We start from the raw sequence: 17,753 nt of genomic DNA, 5'->3' as shown, positions 1-17,753 counted from the left end.
GCGCAGCTGTGCCGCGCCCCTCGGGAAGTTTGTTGGTCGCTCTCGCCCTTGGAGCCGAATTGCGTTTCGTTGAACCGCACTCCAGCGCCAACTCTTTGCCTGGCGCGAGATCGAACCGGAAAAGTCTGCAACTTTTCCTGATCTCGCTAATGGCTCAGGGTGACGCCCCAGCTGCCCCAGACGTAGATCGAGGCAAAGAGGAACAGCCAGACCACGTCAACGAAGTGCCAGTACCAGGCGGCGAACTCGAAGCCGAGGTGATGCTCGGGCGTGAACGAGTCGCGCATGGCGCGGATCAGGCAGACGATCAGGAAGATCGTACCGATCAGCACGTGGAAGCCGTGGAAACCGGTCGCCATGAAGAAGGTGGCGCCATAGAGGTTGCCGCTGAACTGGAAGCCGGCCTCGGAGTATTCGAGGGCCTGCACGCAGGTGAACAGCACGCCCAGCGCAATGGTGATGGCGAGGCCCCAGACGAGGCCGCGCTTGTCGCGGTGCAGCAGCGCATGGTGGGCCCAGGTGACGGCGGTGCCCGAGGTTAACAGGATCAGCGTGTTGAACAGCGGCAGGTGCCAGGGGCTGAACAGCTCGACGCCGGTGGGCGGCCAGGTCGGCCCCATGGCGGCGATGCGCGCATACTGCTCGTGTGCTTCCTGGTTGAAGAAGCCGTCGAAATAGGCCCAGAACCAGGCGACGAAGAACATCACTTCGGAGGCGATGAACAGGATCATGCCATAGCGGTGATGCATCATCACCACCGGGGTATGGTCACCGGCCTTGCCTTCCTTGATGACGTCGCTCCACCACGAATACATGGTGTAGAGCACGCCGACGAAGCCTGCGATCAGGATCCAGAACGAGGTGATTTCGTGGAACCACAGCACGGCGCCGACGGCCATGACAAAGGCCGAGACCGAGCCGACGAAGGGCCAGGGGCTGGGGTTTACCAGGTGATAGTCGTGGTTGGGCTTGGCGTGCGCAGCCATGGTCAGGTTCCCTCGCTCTTAACGGCGTAGAATGTATAGGACAGGGTGATGTCCCGGATGGTGTCGAGATCGCGGTTCTCGGCGATATCGGGGTCAACGAAGAAGACGATCGGCATCTCGACGGTCTCGCCGGGCTGCAGCGTCTGCTCGGTAAAGCAGAAGCACTCGATCTTGTTGAAGTACATGCCGGTCTGCTCGGGCGTGACGTTGAAGATCGCCTGGCCGGTGACGGGCTTGTCGGAGAGATTGTGAGCGGTGAAAACCACCGTCTCGACGTTGCCGATCTTGTCGGTGACCGGCTTGGCCGCAGTCACGGTCCAGGGCAGCGCGCCCTCGACGTTGGAATCAAAGCGCACGGTCATCTCGCGGGCGATGGCGCCCTTGAGGTTGCCGGCAGAGACCTGTGTGGTGCCGCCGAAGCCGGTGACCTGGCAGAACAGGGCGTAAAGCGGGACGGCCGCGTAAGCAGCGCCGACCATGGCAGCGACCAGCACCAGCAGCGTGATCGCGACGCGACGGTTGCGAGGCGAATTGGGCGGCGATTGCGGCAGGGACGCGTCGGTCATCAGAGCGGCCGATCGAGCACGGCTGGCCCCATCTTCACGATGGTCAGGACGTAGACAATGATGACGAAGGCAGCGAGCGCCAGGCCCAGGGCCACGGAGCGACGGCGGCGACGGGCGGCGGCCTCGGCCTCTTCGTCGCGCTTTACGGGTTCGACCATCAGAGCCATCCCAGCATGTTGGCTACGTGGTCGGTGATCAGCGCCAGGAAGATCACGGCTAGATAGCTCAGTGAATAGGTGAACAGCGTCCGGCCGGCCTTCTTCATTGCCACCGTTTCGGTGGTGCGGAAGAGCGCCCAGGCGAACCACAGGAAGCCGGCGCCGGTGGCGACCGCGGCGACGGTATAGATCGGGCCCATAAAGCCGATCCAGCTCGGGACCAGCGTCGAGGCGACCAGCAGCACCGAATAGACGAGGATCTGGACCTTGGTGGCCTTCTCGCCGGCAACGTTGGGAAGCATGGGAATACCGGCAGCGCCATAGTCGGACTGCTTGTAGAGCGCCAGCGCCCAGAAATGCGGCGGGGTCCAGAGGAAGATGATGAGGAACAGCACGACGGATTCGATGCTAATCGTGCCGGTGACGGCGGCCCAGCCGACCATGGGCGGGAAGGCGCCGGCAGCGCCGCCGATGACGATGTTCTGCGGCGTCGAGCGCTTCAGCCACATCGTGTAGATCACGGCGTAAAAGAAGATGGTGAAGGCGAGGAGGCCCGCAGCCAGCCAGTTGGTGGCGAGGCCGAGCAGCGCCACCGAAAACACCGAGAGCACCAGGCCAAAGGCCAGCGCGTGATCGCGCTCCATGCGGCCGGCCGGGATCGGCCGGTTGGCAGTGCGGCTCATCACCGCGTCGATATCGGCGTCGTACCACATGTTCAGGGCGCCCGAGCCCCCTGCCCCGATGGCGATGCAGAGGATGGCGACGGCGCCGATAAAGGGATTGATGCCGCCCGGTGCGAGCAGCAGGCCCACGAGAGCCGTGAACACCACAAGCGACATGACCCGCGGCTTCAGCAGCGCGAGATAGTCCTCGACCCGCGCCTCATGGGTGCGGGCCGATATCTCATTGCTGTGGTGCACGTAGGCCAATGTCTCTCGCCTTGGTTGCCGCGGGACCCGAAGGCCCCGCGCACAGTCTCTGGTCAGTGCTTCGTGTCGGCGCCGATACGCGGCAGCGTCTCGAACTGGTGGAACGGCGGCGGGCTGGGCAGCGTCCACTCGAGCGTGGTCGCACCATCACCCCACGGATTGGCCGGGGCCGGACGCTTCTTACGGGCAGCCTCGAACAGGATGTAGAGGAACAGCACCAGACCGGCGAAGGTGATGTAGTAGCCGATCGAGGAGACGCGGTTCCACAGCGCGAAGGCATCCGGATAGTCGATGTAACGACGCGGCATGCCGGCGAGACCGAGGAAATGCTGCGGGAAGAAGATCACGTTCACGCCGACGAAGGTGATCCAGAAATGGATGTTGGCCAGCGTCTCGTTGTACATGATGCCGAACATCTTCGGGTACCAGTAGTACCAGGCGGCGAAGATGGCGAACACCGCACCCAGCGACAGCACGTAGTGGAAGTGCGCCACCACATAATAGGTGTCGTGCAGCGCACGGTCGGCGCCCGCGTTGGCGAGGATCACGCCCGTCACACCGCCGACGGTGAACAGGAAGATGAAGCCGATGGCCCACAGCATGGGCGTGCGGAAGGTGATCGAACCGCCCCACATGGTGGCGATCCAACTGAAGATCTTCACCCCGGTAGGCACCGCGATGACCATGGTGGCGGCCACGAAGTAGCGCTGCACGTCGAGCGACATGCCGACGGTGTACATGTGGTGCGCCCACACGATGAAGCCGACGCCGCCGATGGCGATCATGGCGTAGACCATCGCGAGGTAGCCGAAGACCGGCTTGCGCGAGAAGGTCGAGACGATGTGGCTGACGATGCCGAAGCCCGGCAGGATCAGGATGTACACTTCGGGGTGCCCGAAGAACCAGAACAGGTGCTGGAACAGGATCGGGTCGCCGCCGCCTTCAGGTGCAAAGAAGGTGGTGCCGAAGTTGCGGTCGGTCAGCAGCATGGTAATCGCGCCGGCGAGCACCGGGAGCGACAGCAGCAGCAGGAACGCGGTGACCAGCACCGACCACGGGAACAGCGGCATGCGGTGCAGGGTCATCCCCGGCGCGCGCATGTTGAAGATCGTGGTGATGAAGTTGACAGCGCCAAGGATGGACGACGCACCGGCGATGTGGAGCGACAGGATGGCAAAGTCCATCGCTGGCCCCGGTTGTCCGGATGTCGATAATGGCGGGTAGATGGTCCAGCCGCCGCCGACGCCATGCGCGCCTGCCGGTCCTTCGAAGAACAGCGACAGGATGAGCAGCAGGAAGGCCGGCGGGAGCAGCCAGAACGAGATGTTGTTCATGCGCGGGAAGGCCATGTCCGGCGCGCCGATCATCAGCGGCACGAACCAGTTGCCGAACCCGCCGATCATCGCCGGCATCACCATGAAGAAGATCATGATGAGCGCGTGCGCGGTGGTGAACACGTTGAACATGTGCTTGCCGGCATCGAGCGCGGCATCGCCCTCGGCGCCATAGACCATGGCCGCGAGGCCGTGGAAGATCTGGATGCCCGGCTCCTGCAGCTCAAGGCGCATGGCACCGGACAGAAGGCCACCGATCACCCCCGCGCAGATCGCGAAGATCAGGTACATCGTGCCGATGTCCTTGTGATTGGTGGAGTAGACGTAGCGTCGCCAGCCGGTCGGATGACCATGATCATGCGCCGCGGCGTGGCCGTGGCCGTCATGGGCTTCCAAAGCGTGAGTATCGGCCATAGTGAGCGATCCCTTTATCGAATTCTCGCTGCGCCGGGTCGAGGACCCGCGCACGGGTCCTTAGCTGAGTGCAGGCAGGGTGGCGTTGGCGTCGTCGACGGTACCCGCCTCGAACGCTGCCATCCAGGCTGCGAATTCTTCCTTCGTCACGACGCGCACGGCGATCGGCATGAAGGCATGGTCCTTGCCGCAGAGCTCGGAGCACTGACCGTAGTAGATGCCGGTCTTGCGGGCGTTGAACCAGGTCTCGTTGAGCTTGCCAGGGACCGCGTCGATCTTGATGCCGAACGAGGGCACCGCAAAGGCATGGATCACGCCCGACGGATCGGCAGTAATCTGCATGCGCACGGTGGTGTCGACCGGAACGACCAACTGGTAGTCGACAGCCAGCAGACGGGGCTGCACCGGAACCTGGGCGAGACGAGCTTCTTCAGAGAGGATCGAGGAGGACATCGACTTGCCCTGATCGACATACTCATAGTCCCAATACCACTGCTGGCCGGTCGCTTTGACCGTCAGCTCGGCTGCAGGAACCTCGACATCGCCGAACGAGAAGATGTTGGAGCCCAGATACTTGCGCTGCCCGTCGGGGACGGTGAGCTGATCGGTCAGCACCGCGAAGGACGGGATCGCGATGATCACGAGGATCAGGATCGGCACGACCGTCCAGACGATCTCGACCAGCGTATTGTGGGTCGTCGTCGACGGCTTGGGGTTGGCCTTGGCGTTGAAGCGCACGATCACCACGATCAGCAGCACCAGCACCAGCAGGGCGATCAGCACGGCGGTCCACAGCAGCGGGCCATCATGGAAGGCGTGGATGGAATCCATGATCGGGGTCACGGAGGGCTGCAGCCCGATCTGACCCGGCACCGGATGGCCTTGCTCCTGCGCAGTCGCCACCATGGGCAGCGATGCGAGGGCTACGGCTCCCAGCGAGCCAATCGAACTCAGTAGTTTGCCGGTCACCTAAAAACCCCCTTGAGATCCCGTCTGGTCCGGTATTCTAGCGCGGGTTGAGGTGGGCAAATGCGGCATAGCGAAACGCCGCCCCGACTCAACCTCGGAGCGCTTGAAACTTGGAACGTGTCTAAACCACATCGGCAGACCCAAGGCAATTCATGCCTCTCGTCGCACCGTGCGTCAAAACGCACCGCCAGGCAAATCGGCGGTCTCAACCGCGCACGCCTCACGCTTGCCTTGATTGGCAGGCGTTTATCCGCCGCCTCCCGCTGGCCGGCTTGTTGACAGCCGTGCGGGGCTAAACGACTAAGTTACAAAGCCCGCGGGAACGTGGGATTCGTTATGTCACATATAGAGAGAGTGGATCGGTGCAGCCAATCCTCGGGCTTGTTGTTCGGATGTTCGCGGCGCTGGCGATTGCCGCGGGGCTGATGTCCCCTGCCCTGGCGCAGGGCGTGGTCAAGGCGCAGTACGGCGACTGGCAGATGAGCTGCGATACGCCGCCGGGCGCCAGCTTCGAGCAGTGCGCGCTGATCCAGAATGTCTCGGCCGAGGACCAGCCCAATGTCGGGCTCTCGGTGATAGTGTTGAAGACGGCCGACAAGCAGGCGCGGCTGCTGCGCGTGCTGGCGCCGCTCGGCGTGCTGCTGCCCAACGGGCTGGGGCTCAATATCGATGGCGCCAATATCGGCCGCGTGGCGTTCGTGCGCTGCCTGCCCAACGGGTGCGTCGCGGAGGTGGTGCTCGACGACGAGCTGATCACCAAGCTGACCACCGGCAAGAGCGCCATCTTCTTCGTGTTCAAGACGCCCGAAGAAGGCATCGGCATCCCGGTATCGCTCAACGGCTTCGGCGACGGGTTCGCACAGCTCCCGTAAGGACAGCGCCCGATGCCCCGGCCCGCTCGGCAGATGCGCCTGACTGAGGCTCACGTGGCCCGGATGGCGCTGCTGATGACGCCGGATGGGCCGTTGCCGCCGGCCGAAACCGCGACCGACGAAGACTTCCGCCAGTTCACCCAGGATATCCTCGCCGGCAGCGACGGTTCGGACCAGATCTGGGTTTTCGCCTATGGCTCCTTGATCTGGAAGCCGGCCTGCGACTTCGTCGAGATCCGCACCGGCCTGCTGCGCGGCTGGCATCGCGCCTTCTGCCTGGGCTGGAACACCTGGTTCCGTGGCTCGGAGGCCAATCCCGGGCTGATGCTGGCGCTCGACCGCGGCGGCTCGTGCAAGGGGGCGCTGTACCGCTTGCCGCCGGGCGCCGTCGAAGAGAACATCGAAAAGCTCTGCCGACGCGAAATGGGCCGCAAACCCTCGCCATTCCCGCCACGCTGGGTGACGGTGATGACCGAGCAGGGTCCGGTGCGAGCCTTCACCTTCTGCATCGATCGCAACAGCGGGCGCTACGTCTCGGGGCTGAGCGAGGCGCAGATCGCCGAGGTGCTGGCCAAGGCCGTCGGCTCACGCGGCTCGATGGTCGAGTATTTGTTCAACACGGTGAGCCATCTCGAACAGCTCGGCATCCACGACCCGCATTTGTGGCGGCTGCAGGAGCTGGTGGCGGAGCGACTGGACGCTTCGCGTTAGAAAAGCGCGATAGCACCTCATACTGGGTGTCATCCCAGCGAAAGCTGGGACCCATGTCGCAGCCCGAGCCAGCGGTGAGTTGGTTCCCAGCTTTCGCTGGGATGACATCGCGGATGTGGAATTGCTGGTGCTCCACCAACAAAAAAGCCGGACCGGCTCTTCGTGAGAAGAACTTGGGCCCGGCAGTTCATCAGGAAACAGAGCCGGCGGGTGAGCCGGCCCGAAGATGGCACAACTGGGGTTGAGCCATGGGTGAGGCTAGTGCCTGAGGGAGCGCGCTGAACCAGAAAGGGCTGCAACCCTTCCCGGAGGCACTCAAGTGGTCTTCCGGGGAGGAAGCCTCAGGGGTTAAGCCAATGGCGGGAGCTTTCGGCGCGCTTCTGCTGCAGCTTGTAGCCAGGGCGCTGGCTGGGGCTGTCGAGGGCTTCGAACAGATCCTGGCGATTGATGCCGAGATCCTCGAGGCGGGCAGTGTCATAGTCGAGAAGCGACTCGAAGGCGACGCGGCGAGCTCGTGCAGCCCGGACTTTGGCGAACCAGTTCACCAGAGCGCGCAACGGGTTGGACGACGCGGCAGCCATCGACGGCCGCTCGCTCGAAAGCAAGTGGACCATGGTCCTTCTCCAATTTCATCTTTGCCTGGGCAGGGAGTGCCGGGGCGGGACAAGCGATCGTGGAGCGCCAGGTGGCGACCTCGGGATCACCACTGGCGATCGCGGGATCACCGATGACGCCTGATATGAGCCCTTGCCATGTATTCGTCCAACAAATAGATTTCATCCCGATCATCAAATTTCGTGATGGAGAAGCGGGATGAGCACTCCCCTCGATCTCGACCAGCTGCAGAGCTTCTGCGCCATCGCCGATTGCGGCAGTTTCACCGAGGCGGCGCGCCGGGTGAACAAGACCCAGTCGGCGGTGTCGATGCAGATCAAGCGGCTGGAGGAGCGGCTCGGCCAGGCGCTGCTCAGCCGCGACGGCCGCACGGTGGCGCTGACCGAATATGGCGATGCGCTCTATGCGCGGGCGCGGCGCATGCTCAGGATCAATGCCGAGATCATGGACGTGTTCTCCGATGGCGACCTCAAGGGCTCGATCCGCTTCGGCGTGCCCGACGACTATGCAGTGCGCCTGCTGCCGGTGATCCTCTCCAGCTTCCAGCGCACCCACCCCAAGATCGTGGTGGATGTGCGCTGCCAGCCGTCGGAAGAGCTGCTCGACGGGATGAAGAAGGGGCGCTACGACCTGATCGTCTTCACCCAGGGCACCAACCACGAATATGGCGAGATGTTCCGCACCGAGCGGATGTTCTGGGTGGCCTCGCATGGCGGGCAGGCGCTTGCCACCGAGCCGCTGCCGATCGCGGGCGGCCTGCATTGCTGCTGGAAGGAAAACGCGGTCGAGGTGCTGAACCGCATCGGCCGCGACTATCGCATCGCCTATACCTCGTCGAACGCCATGGCGATCGCCAGCGCGGTGCTGACCGATCTCGCGGTCGGCTTCCTGCCCGAGAGCGCCTTGCAGCCAGGGATGCGAGTGATCGCCGAGGACAAGGACCTGCCACGGCTGCGCGATGCCGAGATCGCCATCATGCGTGCCAGCCACGCCTATGGCGGCATTTATGATGCCCTGGCCAGCCACATCGTCGCCAGCATGGGCAACCTCGACGGCAAGGACAGCCTGCCGATGGCGGCGGAGTAGCGACCGCAGAAGAACTCGGTACCCTCCAGTCCCCCTAGGCGGGGGAGAAAAGCGGGGTGATGGGAGGCACCGTACGCGCCCCACCTCGGATGTCATCCCAGCGAAAGCTGGGACCCAACTCACCGCCAGCGCCAGCCGATAGATGGGTCCCAGCTTTCGCTGGGATGACAGCTGGTGTTGGAGGAAGGTTCGTGCCCTCCAGCACCCCTCGCTTGGCGCCTCCGCTACTTCTCCTTGTCGAGCAGCCCACTCAATTCCGCCTGCAACCTGCCCCGGTTAGCCTCCACCGCCCGCTCGAACGCCCGCGCCTGGATCAGGCGGGCGGCGGGAGTGGTGGCGCGCGGGTCGAGATGCTCGCGCAGCGCTGCCGCCAGCTCGGTTTGCAGGAATGTGCCGATCTCCAGAAACTGCATGATGGCGGCCAGCTGATCGGGCGAGAAACGGGCCAGCATCATCGGCCCTGTCTTTTCGTAGTGGCCGAAGATGCGGTGGGTGATGGCCTTCATGTCCTCGGTCAGCTCGATCCAGATCTTGCGCCGGTCAAGCGTATCGCGGGTGCGCAGCACATAGCCGGCGGCCTCCAGCCGATCGATCACCGCGGTCACCGCGCCGGTGGTCAGGCCGCTGTCATTGGCCAGTTGGCCGGCGCTCACCCTGCCCCGCCGATCGATCAGATCGAGACAGCGGCCATCGGTGCGATTGATGCCGAGGAACTGCGTCAGCGTCTCGTCGAACAGGTCGGTCGCGGCCTGATTGGCACGGGTGGCCTCCTTGAAGTGCAGGCCAAAGCCTTCAGCTGCAGTTTCTCTTGACTCGTTGATATCTTGATCCATAAGATAATTATACGATGAGATACCGGGGAAAGCAAGATTCCCGGATGTCGCATGCGGTCGTCCGGCACCGAGCAACCGAAATCAAGCTGGCCGACCGCCAAACCAGCATGAAGGCCACGCAACCCAAGACTACGCAACAATGACGGCCGGAGGGCCGGCATATGAAACCGCAATCGCATCCATTCCAGCCGATCCGGCGCGTGCCGGCCGAGCTGATCGCCGTGCCGAACAACGACAACGAGGCGCAAGTGACCAACACCATCATCGAGGCCAAGGGCCTCAAACGAAGTTTCAAGGCGCGCGGCGCCAAGGGCAAGACGATCGACGCGGTGCGCGGCATCGACCTGAGCGTGCGCGAGGGCGAGATCGTCGGCTTCCTCGGCCCCAACGGCGCCGGCAAGACCACGACGCTGAAGATGCTCTGTACCCTGCTGGCGCCAACCGATGGCTCGGCGATTGTTGTGGGCGCCGACCTTCGCCGCGACCCGGTCGAGGTGCGACGGCGCATCGGTTATGTCAGCCAGGCGGGCTCCACCTCGCCCGAGGCCAAGGTCGGCGAGGAGATCGTCAGCCACGCGCGGCTCTATGGCATCGATAAGCAGGTTGCGATCCAGCGCGGCAAGGAGCTGCTCGCGGCGCTCGATCTCGCCGAGATCTGGGACCGCACCTGCGGCTCGCTGTCGGGCGGGCAGCGGCGACGGCTTGATATCGTGATGGGGCTGATCCACCAGCCACGGCTGGTATTCCTCGATGAGCCCTCGACCGGGCTCGACCCGCAGAGCCGGGCGAACCTGTGGAACCATATCCGCAAGCTCCGCGACGAGCTGGGGACCACGGTGTTCCTCACCACCCATTACATGGATGAGGCCGACTCGCTTTCGGACCGCATCCTGATCATCGACCACGGCACCATCGTCGCCGAGGGTACGCCGGCTGAGCTGAAGAAGCGGGTGTCGGGCGACACGATCACGCTGACGCTGAGGACCGAAACCGATGCTGCGAACGCGGCGGGGATCGCGGCGCGGCTCAACGGGGCGGATGCACCGGCAACCGAGGCGAACGTGGTGCGCTTCCACGTCCCCGATGGCGCGACAGCGCTGCCGGTGCTGCTCGGCGACCTCACCAAGGCGGGGATCGACGCGATCGGCGTCGATGTGAACCGCCCAACCCTTGACGACGTGTTCCTGACGCTGACCGGCCGGTCGCTGAGAGATTAAGGAAAGCCCTATGTCCTTCATTCGCGATACGTGGATCATCTTCCGCCGCTCGATGGTGCTGTCGCTCCGGCAGCCACTCTGGGTGGTGATCGGGCTGTTGCAGCCGATCCTCTACCTGACGCTGTTCGGGCCGCTGCTGCAGACGATTGCGGCGACCTCCGGCTTTGAGGGTGACGCCTGGCAGGTGTTCGTGCCGGGGCTCCTGGTACAGCTTGGGATTTTCGGCGGGCTGTTCGTCGGTTTCGGCATCATCGCCGAGTGGCGGTCCGGCGTGATCGACCGGCAGCTGGTATCGCCGGCGGCGCGGACGGCGATCATTGCCGGGCGGACACTGCGCGACGTGGTGGTGATCACGGTGCAGGCGATCGTGCTGGTCGGTGCCGCATTCTTCATGGGGCTGCGCGTGCCGGTCGGGGCGCTGGTGATCGGGCTGGTGCTGGTGGCGCTGCTCGGCGCGGCCTTCTCGTTCATCTCGAACGCCATCGGCATCGCCACCAAGAGCGAGGACGCATTGGCGCCGATGGTCAACACCCTGGCACTGCCGATCCTGTTGCTCTCGGGCATCCTGCTGCCGATGACGCTGGCGCCCGCCTGGCTGCAGATGGTGGCCAACTTCAACCCGTTCAAACACATCGTCGAGGCGCTGCGGGCGGTGTTCCTTGGGCAGTTCGGCGAGCCGATCGTGTGGATCGGGCTGCTGCTGGCGGTGGTACTGGTGGTGATCGGCGCCTGGGTCGGCAGCCGGGTGCTGGCGGCGCAGACCAAATAAACTAGGCCGACTGTGCCGCGCCCGGCCGGCTTCCGAAACTGCGGAAGCTGCGCCGGGCGAGCGGCAACAGCGTTGCGGCAAAGTAGGCGAAGCCGGTGAGCCACAGTGCCGGCCCAAGCCCAATCAGCGCGATCAAAGCACCGCCCAGCAGACCACCGAAGGGGATCAGCGCCCAGGCCAGTGCGCCGACGAGAGCGCTGGCGCGGCCGATCATCGGCGGTGGAATGCGCTCGAAGATCACGGCGTTGAGGATCGGGTTGATGAAGCCCGAGGCAAAACCGGCGACGCCCAGCGTAACGAAACCGGCAATGAGCGGCGCATCGATGGCGAACACGGCGAAGCGCGGCAGACCGGCCAGGAGGAAAGCCAAGATGTAGATAGTAAGCCGCGGCAGGCGCTCACCGGCGGCGGTGGCGATGGCGGCACCGGCAATCGAGGCAGCCGACATCACAGCGAAGAGCAGGCCGAGCAGCGCGGCGTCATGGCCGGAGTTTTGCGTCCACACCGGCAGCAGCACGGCCGAATAGGCGGCGTCGAGCAGGTTGGTGGCGGTGATCATGATCACGATGCCGACCAGCAGTGCGTCGCGGCGGATGAAATCGAAGCCTTCGCGCAATTCGATGAAGTAGGGAGCGCGGGTTTCGGGCGGTTCGGCACGGATAGCCGGGATGCCGCCGGCGACCACTATTGCGGCGAGCGCGAAGGTGGCAGCGTTCAGTGCCAGGGCCATGCCGGGGCCGATCAGCGCGATCAGCCCGCCGGCCACAGCGGCACCGACGGTCGAGGCAAACCGCTCGATGATGCCAGCGACGCCGGTGACGCGCTCGAGCGGCACGGCAGCGAGCCTTGCAATATCCGGGACCATCGAGACTTTCGCGGCGTCGGACGGGCCGCGGAGGATGCCCATGGCGATAACGATTGGGAGCAGCAGCTCGAACCTCAACATACCGGCGAGGGCCAGTAGCGGGACGAGACCAACGACGAGCACCGAGGCGAGGTCGCACCAGATGGCGAGGCGCTTGGGGCCGACCCGATCGATCAGCGGACCGGACAGCGCCTTGGCGACGACATAGGGCAGCATCTCGGCCATGGCGACGAAACCGGTCAGCACCGGGCTGCCGGTGGTGGTCAGCACCAGCCAGGGGATGGCGATGGTGGAAAGGCGCGTCCCCGAGATCGACAGGGTCTCGGCGAGGGCAAAGGCGAGGAAGGGGCGACGGTTCATTTACTTGCCCCCTGCCTGCCGGTGAGCCGCCCGGGATACGGGAAGGCGTGCAGCATCACGGTGTAGAGCTCCATGCCCGGCGGCAGCTTGGTCCCGAGACCCGGGGCCTCGCGCATCGCCTGCCACAGCAGTTCCAGCAACTTGCCCTTCAGCACGTTGGCCTGCTCGGTGGTCATGGCGAGGGTGAAGTCGCTGATCTGAGTGGTGGCCTGCCAGTCGGGCGGCAGCTGGACGAACTCGTCCTGGGCCCGCTGCATCAGGTTCACCTGCTCCGAGAGCGCGGCCTGCGCGAAGGCGACGCTGATATCGAACTGCTCCTGGGTCCCGCCCGGCTCGAAGAATGATGTCGACTCATGGCGAGCCTGCCACCAGCGATCGCGGCGCGAAGGCTGATCGGCGGCTTCCTCGATAAAGCCGTGCTGGGCCAGCTGGCGCAGGTGATAGCTGGTGGCGCCGGAGTTGAGACCGAGGCGCTCGGCCAGCCCGGTGGCCGTCGCCGGGCCGTCGATCCGCAGCATGCCGAGCATGCGCAATCGGACCGGGTGCGTCAGGGCTTTGAGGGCAGTCGCATCGGGAACGATGCGGGTGATCTCGCGGGTCGGGGCTTTCATGCCCGGATGTTATGATCGCAAAGGAATGTTTGCAAATAATTCTTTGCGATCAGTCATCAAGGATCGAGCGTGGGGCCACCCCCACCCTTGCTCCCTCCCCACAACGGGGACGCGGTAGCGCGCCGAGGGGAGGGAGACGCAGAACTGAGGCCATGCAGCGACCGCCTCCCTCCCCCTTGTGGGGAGGGAATGAGGGGGGGGTGGCCCCACGCGCTGGAGTTTGGGAAAGAGGTTTACTGAAGAGGCTCTGGCCGCCCCTCCACCACGCTACGCTGGGCCTTTCGAGCATAGCTCTCAAGGCCTTCTCACCTAAGATCGCTCCACTGGAGCGATCTTGCCTACGGCACGGCTCGAAGCCCCTCCCCCGCCACGCGGGGAGGATGAAGAAAGCCTAGATCTCGGCTTCGTCGAAAATCCGCGTCAGGTCGCCGGCCCACTCGCCATGGTATTTGTCGAGCCAGCGCTCGGCCTGGGTCTTGCCGAGGTCAAGGGTCTCATTGAGCGGATCGAGGAAGCTGGTCTCGTCCTTGCCGGCGGCGAGGTGCTTGCGGCGGCGCAGGCCGTCGCCGGCAAGATCGACGACGAGGCGGGCGATATCGGCGACAGTGCCACCACGGAACGGGGTGTGGATGGCGGTGCGCGGCACTTCGTTGCGCAACGTCTGGCGCTCGGCTTCGGTCCAATCGCTGACCAGGTCCCAGGCGGCATCAAGCGACTCGCTGTCGTAGAGCAGGCCGGTCCAGATGGCGGCGAGCGCCAGCACGTGGCCGCGATCGCCCATATCGGCGCCGCGCTGCTCGAGGAACTGCTTGAGGCGGACCTCGGGGAACAGGGTCGAGAGGTGGTTCTCCCAATCCTTCACCGTCGGCCGGACGCCCGGCAGCTGCGGGAGCTTGCCCTGCATGAAGGCGCGGAAACTTTCACCGGCGACATTGATGTACTCGCCCTTGCGGATGACGAAATACATCGGCACGTCGAGCGCGTATTCGGCGTAGCGGTCGAAGCCGAAGCCATCCTCGAAGGCGAAGGGCAGCATGCCGGTGCGGGCGCGATCGGTGTTGAGCCAGATGTGCGAGCGGAAGCTCAGGTAGCCCGAGGGCTTGCCATCGACGAAGGGCGAGTTGGCAAACAGCGCCGTGACGATGGGCTGCAGCGCCACCGAGACGCGCAGCTTTTTGACCATGTCGGCTTCGTCGGAAAAATCGAGGTTCGCCTGCACGGTGGCCGAGCGATACATCATCGAGGTGCCGAGGCTGCCGACCTCCTGCATGTACCTGGTCATGATGCCGTAGCGCGACTTCGGCATGGCGGCGATTTCGGCGACCGACCAGAGCGGGGTGACGCCGAGGCCGAGGAAATGGATGTTGAGCGGGCCGCCGATGACACGGCAATCCTCGAGATGCGCATCGAGTTCGGCGGCGGCATCGTGGATGGTAAGGTGCGGAGCGCCAGACAGTTCGAACTGGCCGCCCGGCTCCAGCGAGATGCCGCCGACGGCGCCGAGATTGCGCAGCCCGATCGGGTTGCCGCGATCGAAGAACGGATGCCAGCCGGTGCGGGCCTCGATGCCCTGGAGCAGAGCGTGCACACCATCATCGCCGGCATAGGGAACCGGGGCGAGCGGAGCTTTGCGGTAGACGTGCTTTTCGTGCTCGGTGCCGACGCGCCACTCGGATTTCGGCTTGCCGCCGACGGCCATGACCTCAAGCAGGTCAGCCCGCGATTCAATCAGCGGTGCGTTTTCTTCGCCGGACATAGGCACTCCAGTGAGGCAGAACTACCGGGCTCCTGGCCGGGCGCGGCGGACAATACTGAGCCGCGCTCCGAATGCAATGGGCTTTATCGCCAATCGCCGATGGTTGACTGAACCACCGCCAGGGCAGCCACGGCTGCGGTATCGGCGCGCAGAATGCGCGGGCCAAGGCTGATCGGAATAACGAAGGATTGCGCGAGGAGCAGCGTCCGCTCGTCGTCGGAGAAGCCGCCTTCTGGTCCGACCAGGATGCCGACGGGCAGGCCCTCGAGGTCCAGCAGCTGGGTATTGGGGGCGTGGCTCGGGGCGCTCTCATCGGCGAAGATCAGGCGGCGGAGACCGTGGTCACGCTGCCAGTGGGCAATAAGGTCGGCGAGCCCGATTTCCTCGGCAAGCGTCGGGACACTGAGCACTTCACACTGCTCGGCCGCCTCGATGATGTTGGCCTGGAGCTTGTCGGCCTTGAGCCGCGACACCTGGGTGTACCGGGTGATCACCGGCTGGATGGCGCCGGCACCCATCTCGGTGGCCTTCTGCACCAGGTAGTCGAGGCGGCCGGTCTTCAGCGGCGCAAAGCCCAACCAGAGGTCGGATTTCGGGGTCTGGTGCTGGGTCTGCACCACCAGCTCGAGGGTAGCGCCCTTGCGATGATCGTTGACGATTTTCGCCAGCCAGGCGCCGTCCTTGCCGTTGAACACCACCAGCGCATCGGCAGCTTTCATGCGCAGCACGCTCACCAGGTAATTGGTGTGATCGCGACCGAGCTCGAGCATCGCGCCAGCGGCGAGCGGCGCCTCGATATAGAGGCGTGGGAGGGTCTTGTGCGATCTGGGCATCGTGGTACGCGTGACAAAGGAAGTGGCCGACGGCCATCAAGGCATACAAGACCGACGATGCAAACCCCTGAAAAAGCAACAGGTACCGTAGCGGACGCCAGCCGCGGCAACTGGCTCGACCGCTACGCACCCGAGTGGCTGAAGCCCTATGGGCGGCTGGCGCGCTGGGACCGGCCGCTACCGTTGCTGCTGCTGTTCTGGCCGTGCGGCTTCGCGCTGGCGCTGGCGGCGCTGGCCGAGCCGGCGCGCGGCTTCGACTGGTGGGCGCTCGTCCTGTTCTATATCGGCTCGGTGACGATGCGGGGGGCGGGCTGTACGTTCAACGACATCGTCGACACCGACATCGACATGAAGGTGGCCCGCACCCGTTCGCGGCCAATTCCCTCCGGCCAGGTGAGCAAGCGCCAGGCAGCGCTGTTCCTGGTGCTGCAGGCGCTGGTTGGCCTCGTGGTACTGCTGCAATTCAACGCCACTACGGTGATGCTCGGCGTCGCCTCGCTGGTGCTGGTGGCGATCTACCCGTTCATGAAGCGGGTCACCTGGTGGCCGCAGCTGTTCCTCGGGCTGGCGTTCAACTGGGGAGCGCTGGTCGGCTGGACCGCAGAGACCGGGTCGCTCGCCCTGCCTCCGCTGCTGCTCTATGTCGGCGGGATCCTGTGGACCATCGGTTATGACACCATCTACGCGCTGCAGGACATCGAGGACGATGCGCTGGTCGGGGTGAAATCCACCGCCCGGCTGTTCGGACGGCGGGCGCGCCTGCTGGTAGCGCTGTTCTATGCGGCGACGGTGGTGCTGTGGGTGGCGGCGGGCTTGATGGTTGGAGCGGGCTGGCCGTTCCTCGTCGGCATGCTCTCGGTGATCGGCATCCTCGGCTGGCAGGTCCGTACGCTCGAGCCGCACAACCCGGCCAATGCGCTGGTGCGGTTCCGGGCCAATCACTGGGTCGGGCTGGCGTTCACCGCTGCACTGCTGCTCGAGCTGGTGGTTTAGCTGCGCAACCGAGTACTGGGCCGCCCCCTCCACCAGCTTCGCTGGTCCCCCAACGGTGAGCGCCTATGGCGCTCATCCGTGACCGCGCCACGCGGGGGAGGATAGGAAGCGGGGCCGATCCATTGCTGGATCGACCCCGGCTCGAGCTTAAGTTTTGGAGGTCGCTACTTGTCTTTCCGACAGTTCAAACGTGCATGGGATCGCTGTCGGCTTTGTCTTCCTAAGAACGGCTCATCGCCGCAAAGGTTGCATCAGGAGGCTTCGCCGGGCTTGCGGCGGTTGAGGAAGCGCGGGCGGCGCTCGGCGTCGGCGGCGAGGCGGCGGCGGTCATGCTTCAACCCGAGGGCGACACCATCGACCTGCTGCGAATAGGGGAGGAGGTTGCCGTCGCCGGCCTTGATGAACAGTGGCAGGCGGAGCTTCTTGCCCCAGTTCTGCCACTCGGCGACGACGCTGGAATTGCCGATCTCTTCGAACACCCGGTAGTTGAGGTCGGGATCGCCGTGCACCAGCTCGATGGCGCTCGACAGCACACCTTCTTCGGTGATCGAGGTCGAGACGGCAACGCCGATGAACTCGTCGACCGGCACCTTGATCTTGATGGCGACGCCGCTCTTTTCGAGCGTCTTGCGCACCGTCACGGTTTTCACGGGATCCTTGGGGCCGTTGTCGTTGGCCGGACCGAAATATTTGGCAGTCAGCGGACGTGTCCGCGGGGCACGGCCCTCACCGAACAACATGACAACCGACGACCCGTCGATCCCAACACGACCCTGCATGATAAGCCTTCCTGTCAACTCTCGAGAGCTTGTTTTTGCCGCCCTCTTTGATGCCCCCAATCTACCCGCCCGCCTTGCCACCCCGCTTAAGAAACTG

The 17,753-nt window shown here is 64.7% G+C and carries 19 protein-coding genes; 6 read left to right on the top strand and 13 right to left on the bottom strand.

All coding sequences use genetic code 11. The annotated features are described in order from the left end of the window. Positions 1-146: 146 nt before the first annotated feature. From ASC89_RS09235 to coxB, 6 genes are read right to left on the bottom strand one after another with little or no spacing between them, the layout of a single operon-like run. Entirely contained in the window at positions 147-986 is an 840-nt protein-coding gene (locus tag ASC89_RS09235) for a cytochrome c oxidase subunit 3 (protein WP_055884970.1), read from the bottom strand. Positions 987-988: 2 nt separating this feature from the next. Beyond that, a complete protein-coding gene (locus ASC89_RS09230) occupies positions 989-1,552 on the bottom strand; it encodes a cytochrome c oxidase assembly protein (protein ID WP_055884967.1) in 564 nt (187 codons plus the stop codon). Further along, complete coding sequence (locus ASC89_RS28785; RefSeq protein ID WP_197421386.1) at positions 1,552-1,710, bottom strand: hypothetical protein; 159 nt, start codon at positions 1,708-1,710, stop codon at positions 1,552-1,554. The genes ASC89_RS09230 and ASC89_RS28785 overlap by 1 nt, the downstream gene beginning before the upstream one ends. Beyond that, positions 1,710-2,639, bottom strand: a complete 930-nt coding sequence (locus ASC89_RS09225; RefSeq protein WP_055884965.1) for a heme o synthase — start codon at positions 2,637-2,639, stop codon at positions 1,710-1,712. The genes ASC89_RS28785 and ASC89_RS09225 overlap by 1 nt, the downstream gene beginning before the upstream one ends. A gap of 53 nt (positions 2,640-2,692) precedes the next feature. After that, positions 2,693-4,387 carry a cytochrome c oxidase subunit I gene (gene ctaD / locus ASC89_RS09220; protein ID WP_055884964.1) on the bottom strand — a complete coding sequence of 565 codons (1,695 nt, stop codon included), beginning with the start codon at positions 4,385-4,387 and terminating at the stop codon, positions 2,693-2,695. A 60-nt stretch (positions 4,388-4,447) separates the two neighbouring features. Next, a complete protein-coding gene (coxB, locus tag ASC89_RS09215) occupies positions 4,448-5,356 on the bottom strand; it encodes a cytochrome c oxidase subunit II (RefSeq protein ID WP_055884962.1) in 909 nt (302 codons plus the stop codon). 392 nt (positions 5,357-5,748) lie between these two features. On the opposite strand from coxB, the gene ASC89_RS09210 reads away from it, so the two are divergent. Continuing rightward, positions 5,749-6,228, top strand: coding sequence for an invasion associated locus B family protein (locus tag ASC89_RS09210; RefSeq protein ID WP_055884960.1), 480 nt, complete (start codon positions 5,749-5,751; stop codon positions 6,226-6,228). 12 nt (positions 6,229-6,240) lie between these two features. Further along, on the top strand, positions 6,241-6,939 hold the full coding sequence (locus ASC89_RS09205; protein ID WP_082533265.1) for a gamma-glutamylcyclotransferase: 699 nt from the start codon (positions 6,241-6,243) through the stop codon (positions 6,937-6,939). A gap of 341 nt (positions 6,940-7,280) precedes the next feature. Here the strand turns inward: ASC89_RS09205 and ASC89_RS09200 are convergent, their stop codons facing one another. After that, on the bottom strand, positions 7,281-7,553 hold the full coding sequence (locus ASC89_RS09200; protein WP_055884955.1) for a hypothetical protein: 273 nt from the start codon (positions 7,551-7,553) through the stop codon (positions 7,281-7,283). Positions 7,554-7,752: 199 nt separating this feature from the next. Here ASC89_RS09200 and ASC89_RS09195 point away from each other — a divergent pair, with 199 nt between their 5' ends. Then, complete coding sequence (locus tag ASC89_RS09195) at positions 7,753-8,640, top strand: LysR family transcriptional regulator (RefSeq protein WP_055884953.1); 888 nt, start codon at positions 7,753-7,755, stop codon at positions 8,638-8,640. 224 nt (positions 8,641-8,864) lie between these two features. On the opposite strand, the gene ASC89_RS09190 is transcribed toward ASC89_RS09195, so the two are convergent. Continuing rightward, on the bottom strand, positions 8,865-9,473 hold the full coding sequence (locus ASC89_RS09190; RefSeq protein ID WP_055884950.1) for a MarR family winged helix-turn-helix transcriptional regulator: 609 nt from the start codon (positions 9,471-9,473) through the stop codon (positions 8,865-8,867). Between the two features lie 161 nt (positions 9,474-9,634). Here ASC89_RS09190 and ASC89_RS09185 point away from each other — a divergent pair, with 161 nt between their 5' ends. Both ASC89_RS09185 and ASC89_RS09180 read left to right on the top strand, forming a co-directional pair. After that, a complete protein-coding gene (locus tag ASC89_RS09185; protein WP_200940434.1) occupies positions 9,635-10,690 on the top strand; it encodes an ATP-binding cassette domain-containing protein in 1,056 nt (351 codons plus the stop codon). Positions 10,691-10,700: 10 nt separating this feature from the next. Continuing rightward, positions 10,701-11,459, top strand: a complete 759-nt coding sequence (locus ASC89_RS09180; RefSeq protein ID WP_055884947.1) for an ABC transporter permease — start codon at positions 10,701-10,703, stop codon at positions 11,457-11,459. A gap of 1 nt (position 11,460) precedes the next feature. On the opposite strand, the gene ASC89_RS09175 is transcribed toward ASC89_RS09180, so the two are convergent. From ASC89_RS09175 to ASC89_RS09160, 4 genes are all read right to left on the bottom strand, one after another. Further along, the gene (locus tag ASC89_RS09175; RefSeq protein WP_055996983.1) at positions 11,461-12,684 is read right to left on the bottom strand and encodes an MFS transporter; all 1,224 of its coding nucleotides are present in this window, start codon (positions 12,682-12,684) and stop codon (positions 11,461-11,463) included. Beyond that, a complete protein-coding gene (locus ASC89_RS09170) occupies positions 12,681-13,295 on the bottom strand; it encodes a helix-turn-helix domain-containing protein (protein ID WP_055996980.1) in 615 nt (204 codons plus the stop codon). Before ASC89_RS09170 ends, ASC89_RS09175 begins: the two co-directional genes overlap by 4 nt. Positions 13,296-13,686: 391 nt before the next feature. Then, positions 13,687-15,051, bottom strand: a complete 1,365-nt coding sequence (locus ASC89_RS09165; RefSeq protein WP_055996977.1) for a glutamate--cysteine ligase — start codon at positions 15,049-15,051, stop codon at positions 13,687-13,689. An 83-nt stretch (positions 15,052-15,134) separates the two neighbouring features. Next, entirely contained in the window at positions 15,135-15,884 is a 750-nt protein-coding gene (locus tag ASC89_RS09160) for a 16S rRNA (uracil(1498)-N(3))-methyltransferase (RefSeq protein WP_055996975.1), read from the bottom strand. Positions 15,885-15,941: 57 nt separating this feature from the next. Here ASC89_RS09160 and ubiA point away from each other — a divergent pair, with 57 nt between their 5' ends. After that, on the top strand, positions 15,942-16,877 hold the full coding sequence (gene ubiA, locus ASC89_RS09155) for a 4-hydroxybenzoate octaprenyltransferase (protein ID WP_055996972.1): 936 nt from the start codon (positions 15,942-15,944) through the stop codon (positions 16,875-16,877). Between the two features lie 251 nt (positions 16,878-17,128). Here ubiA and ASC89_RS09150 read toward each other — a convergent pair whose 3' ends face one another. Beyond that, a complete protein-coding gene (locus tag ASC89_RS09150) occupies positions 17,129-17,656 on the bottom strand; it encodes a DUF6101 family protein (RefSeq protein ID WP_055884930.1) in 528 nt (175 codons plus the stop codon). Positions 17,657-17,753: the final 97 nt, after the last annotated feature.

Source organism: Devosia sp. Root413D1 (assembly GCF_001425235.1).
GTDB lineage: Bacteria > Pseudomonadota > Alphaproteobacteria > Rhizobiales > Devosiaceae > Devosia_A.
This window is presented reverse-complemented; position numbering and strand designations above follow the sequence as displayed.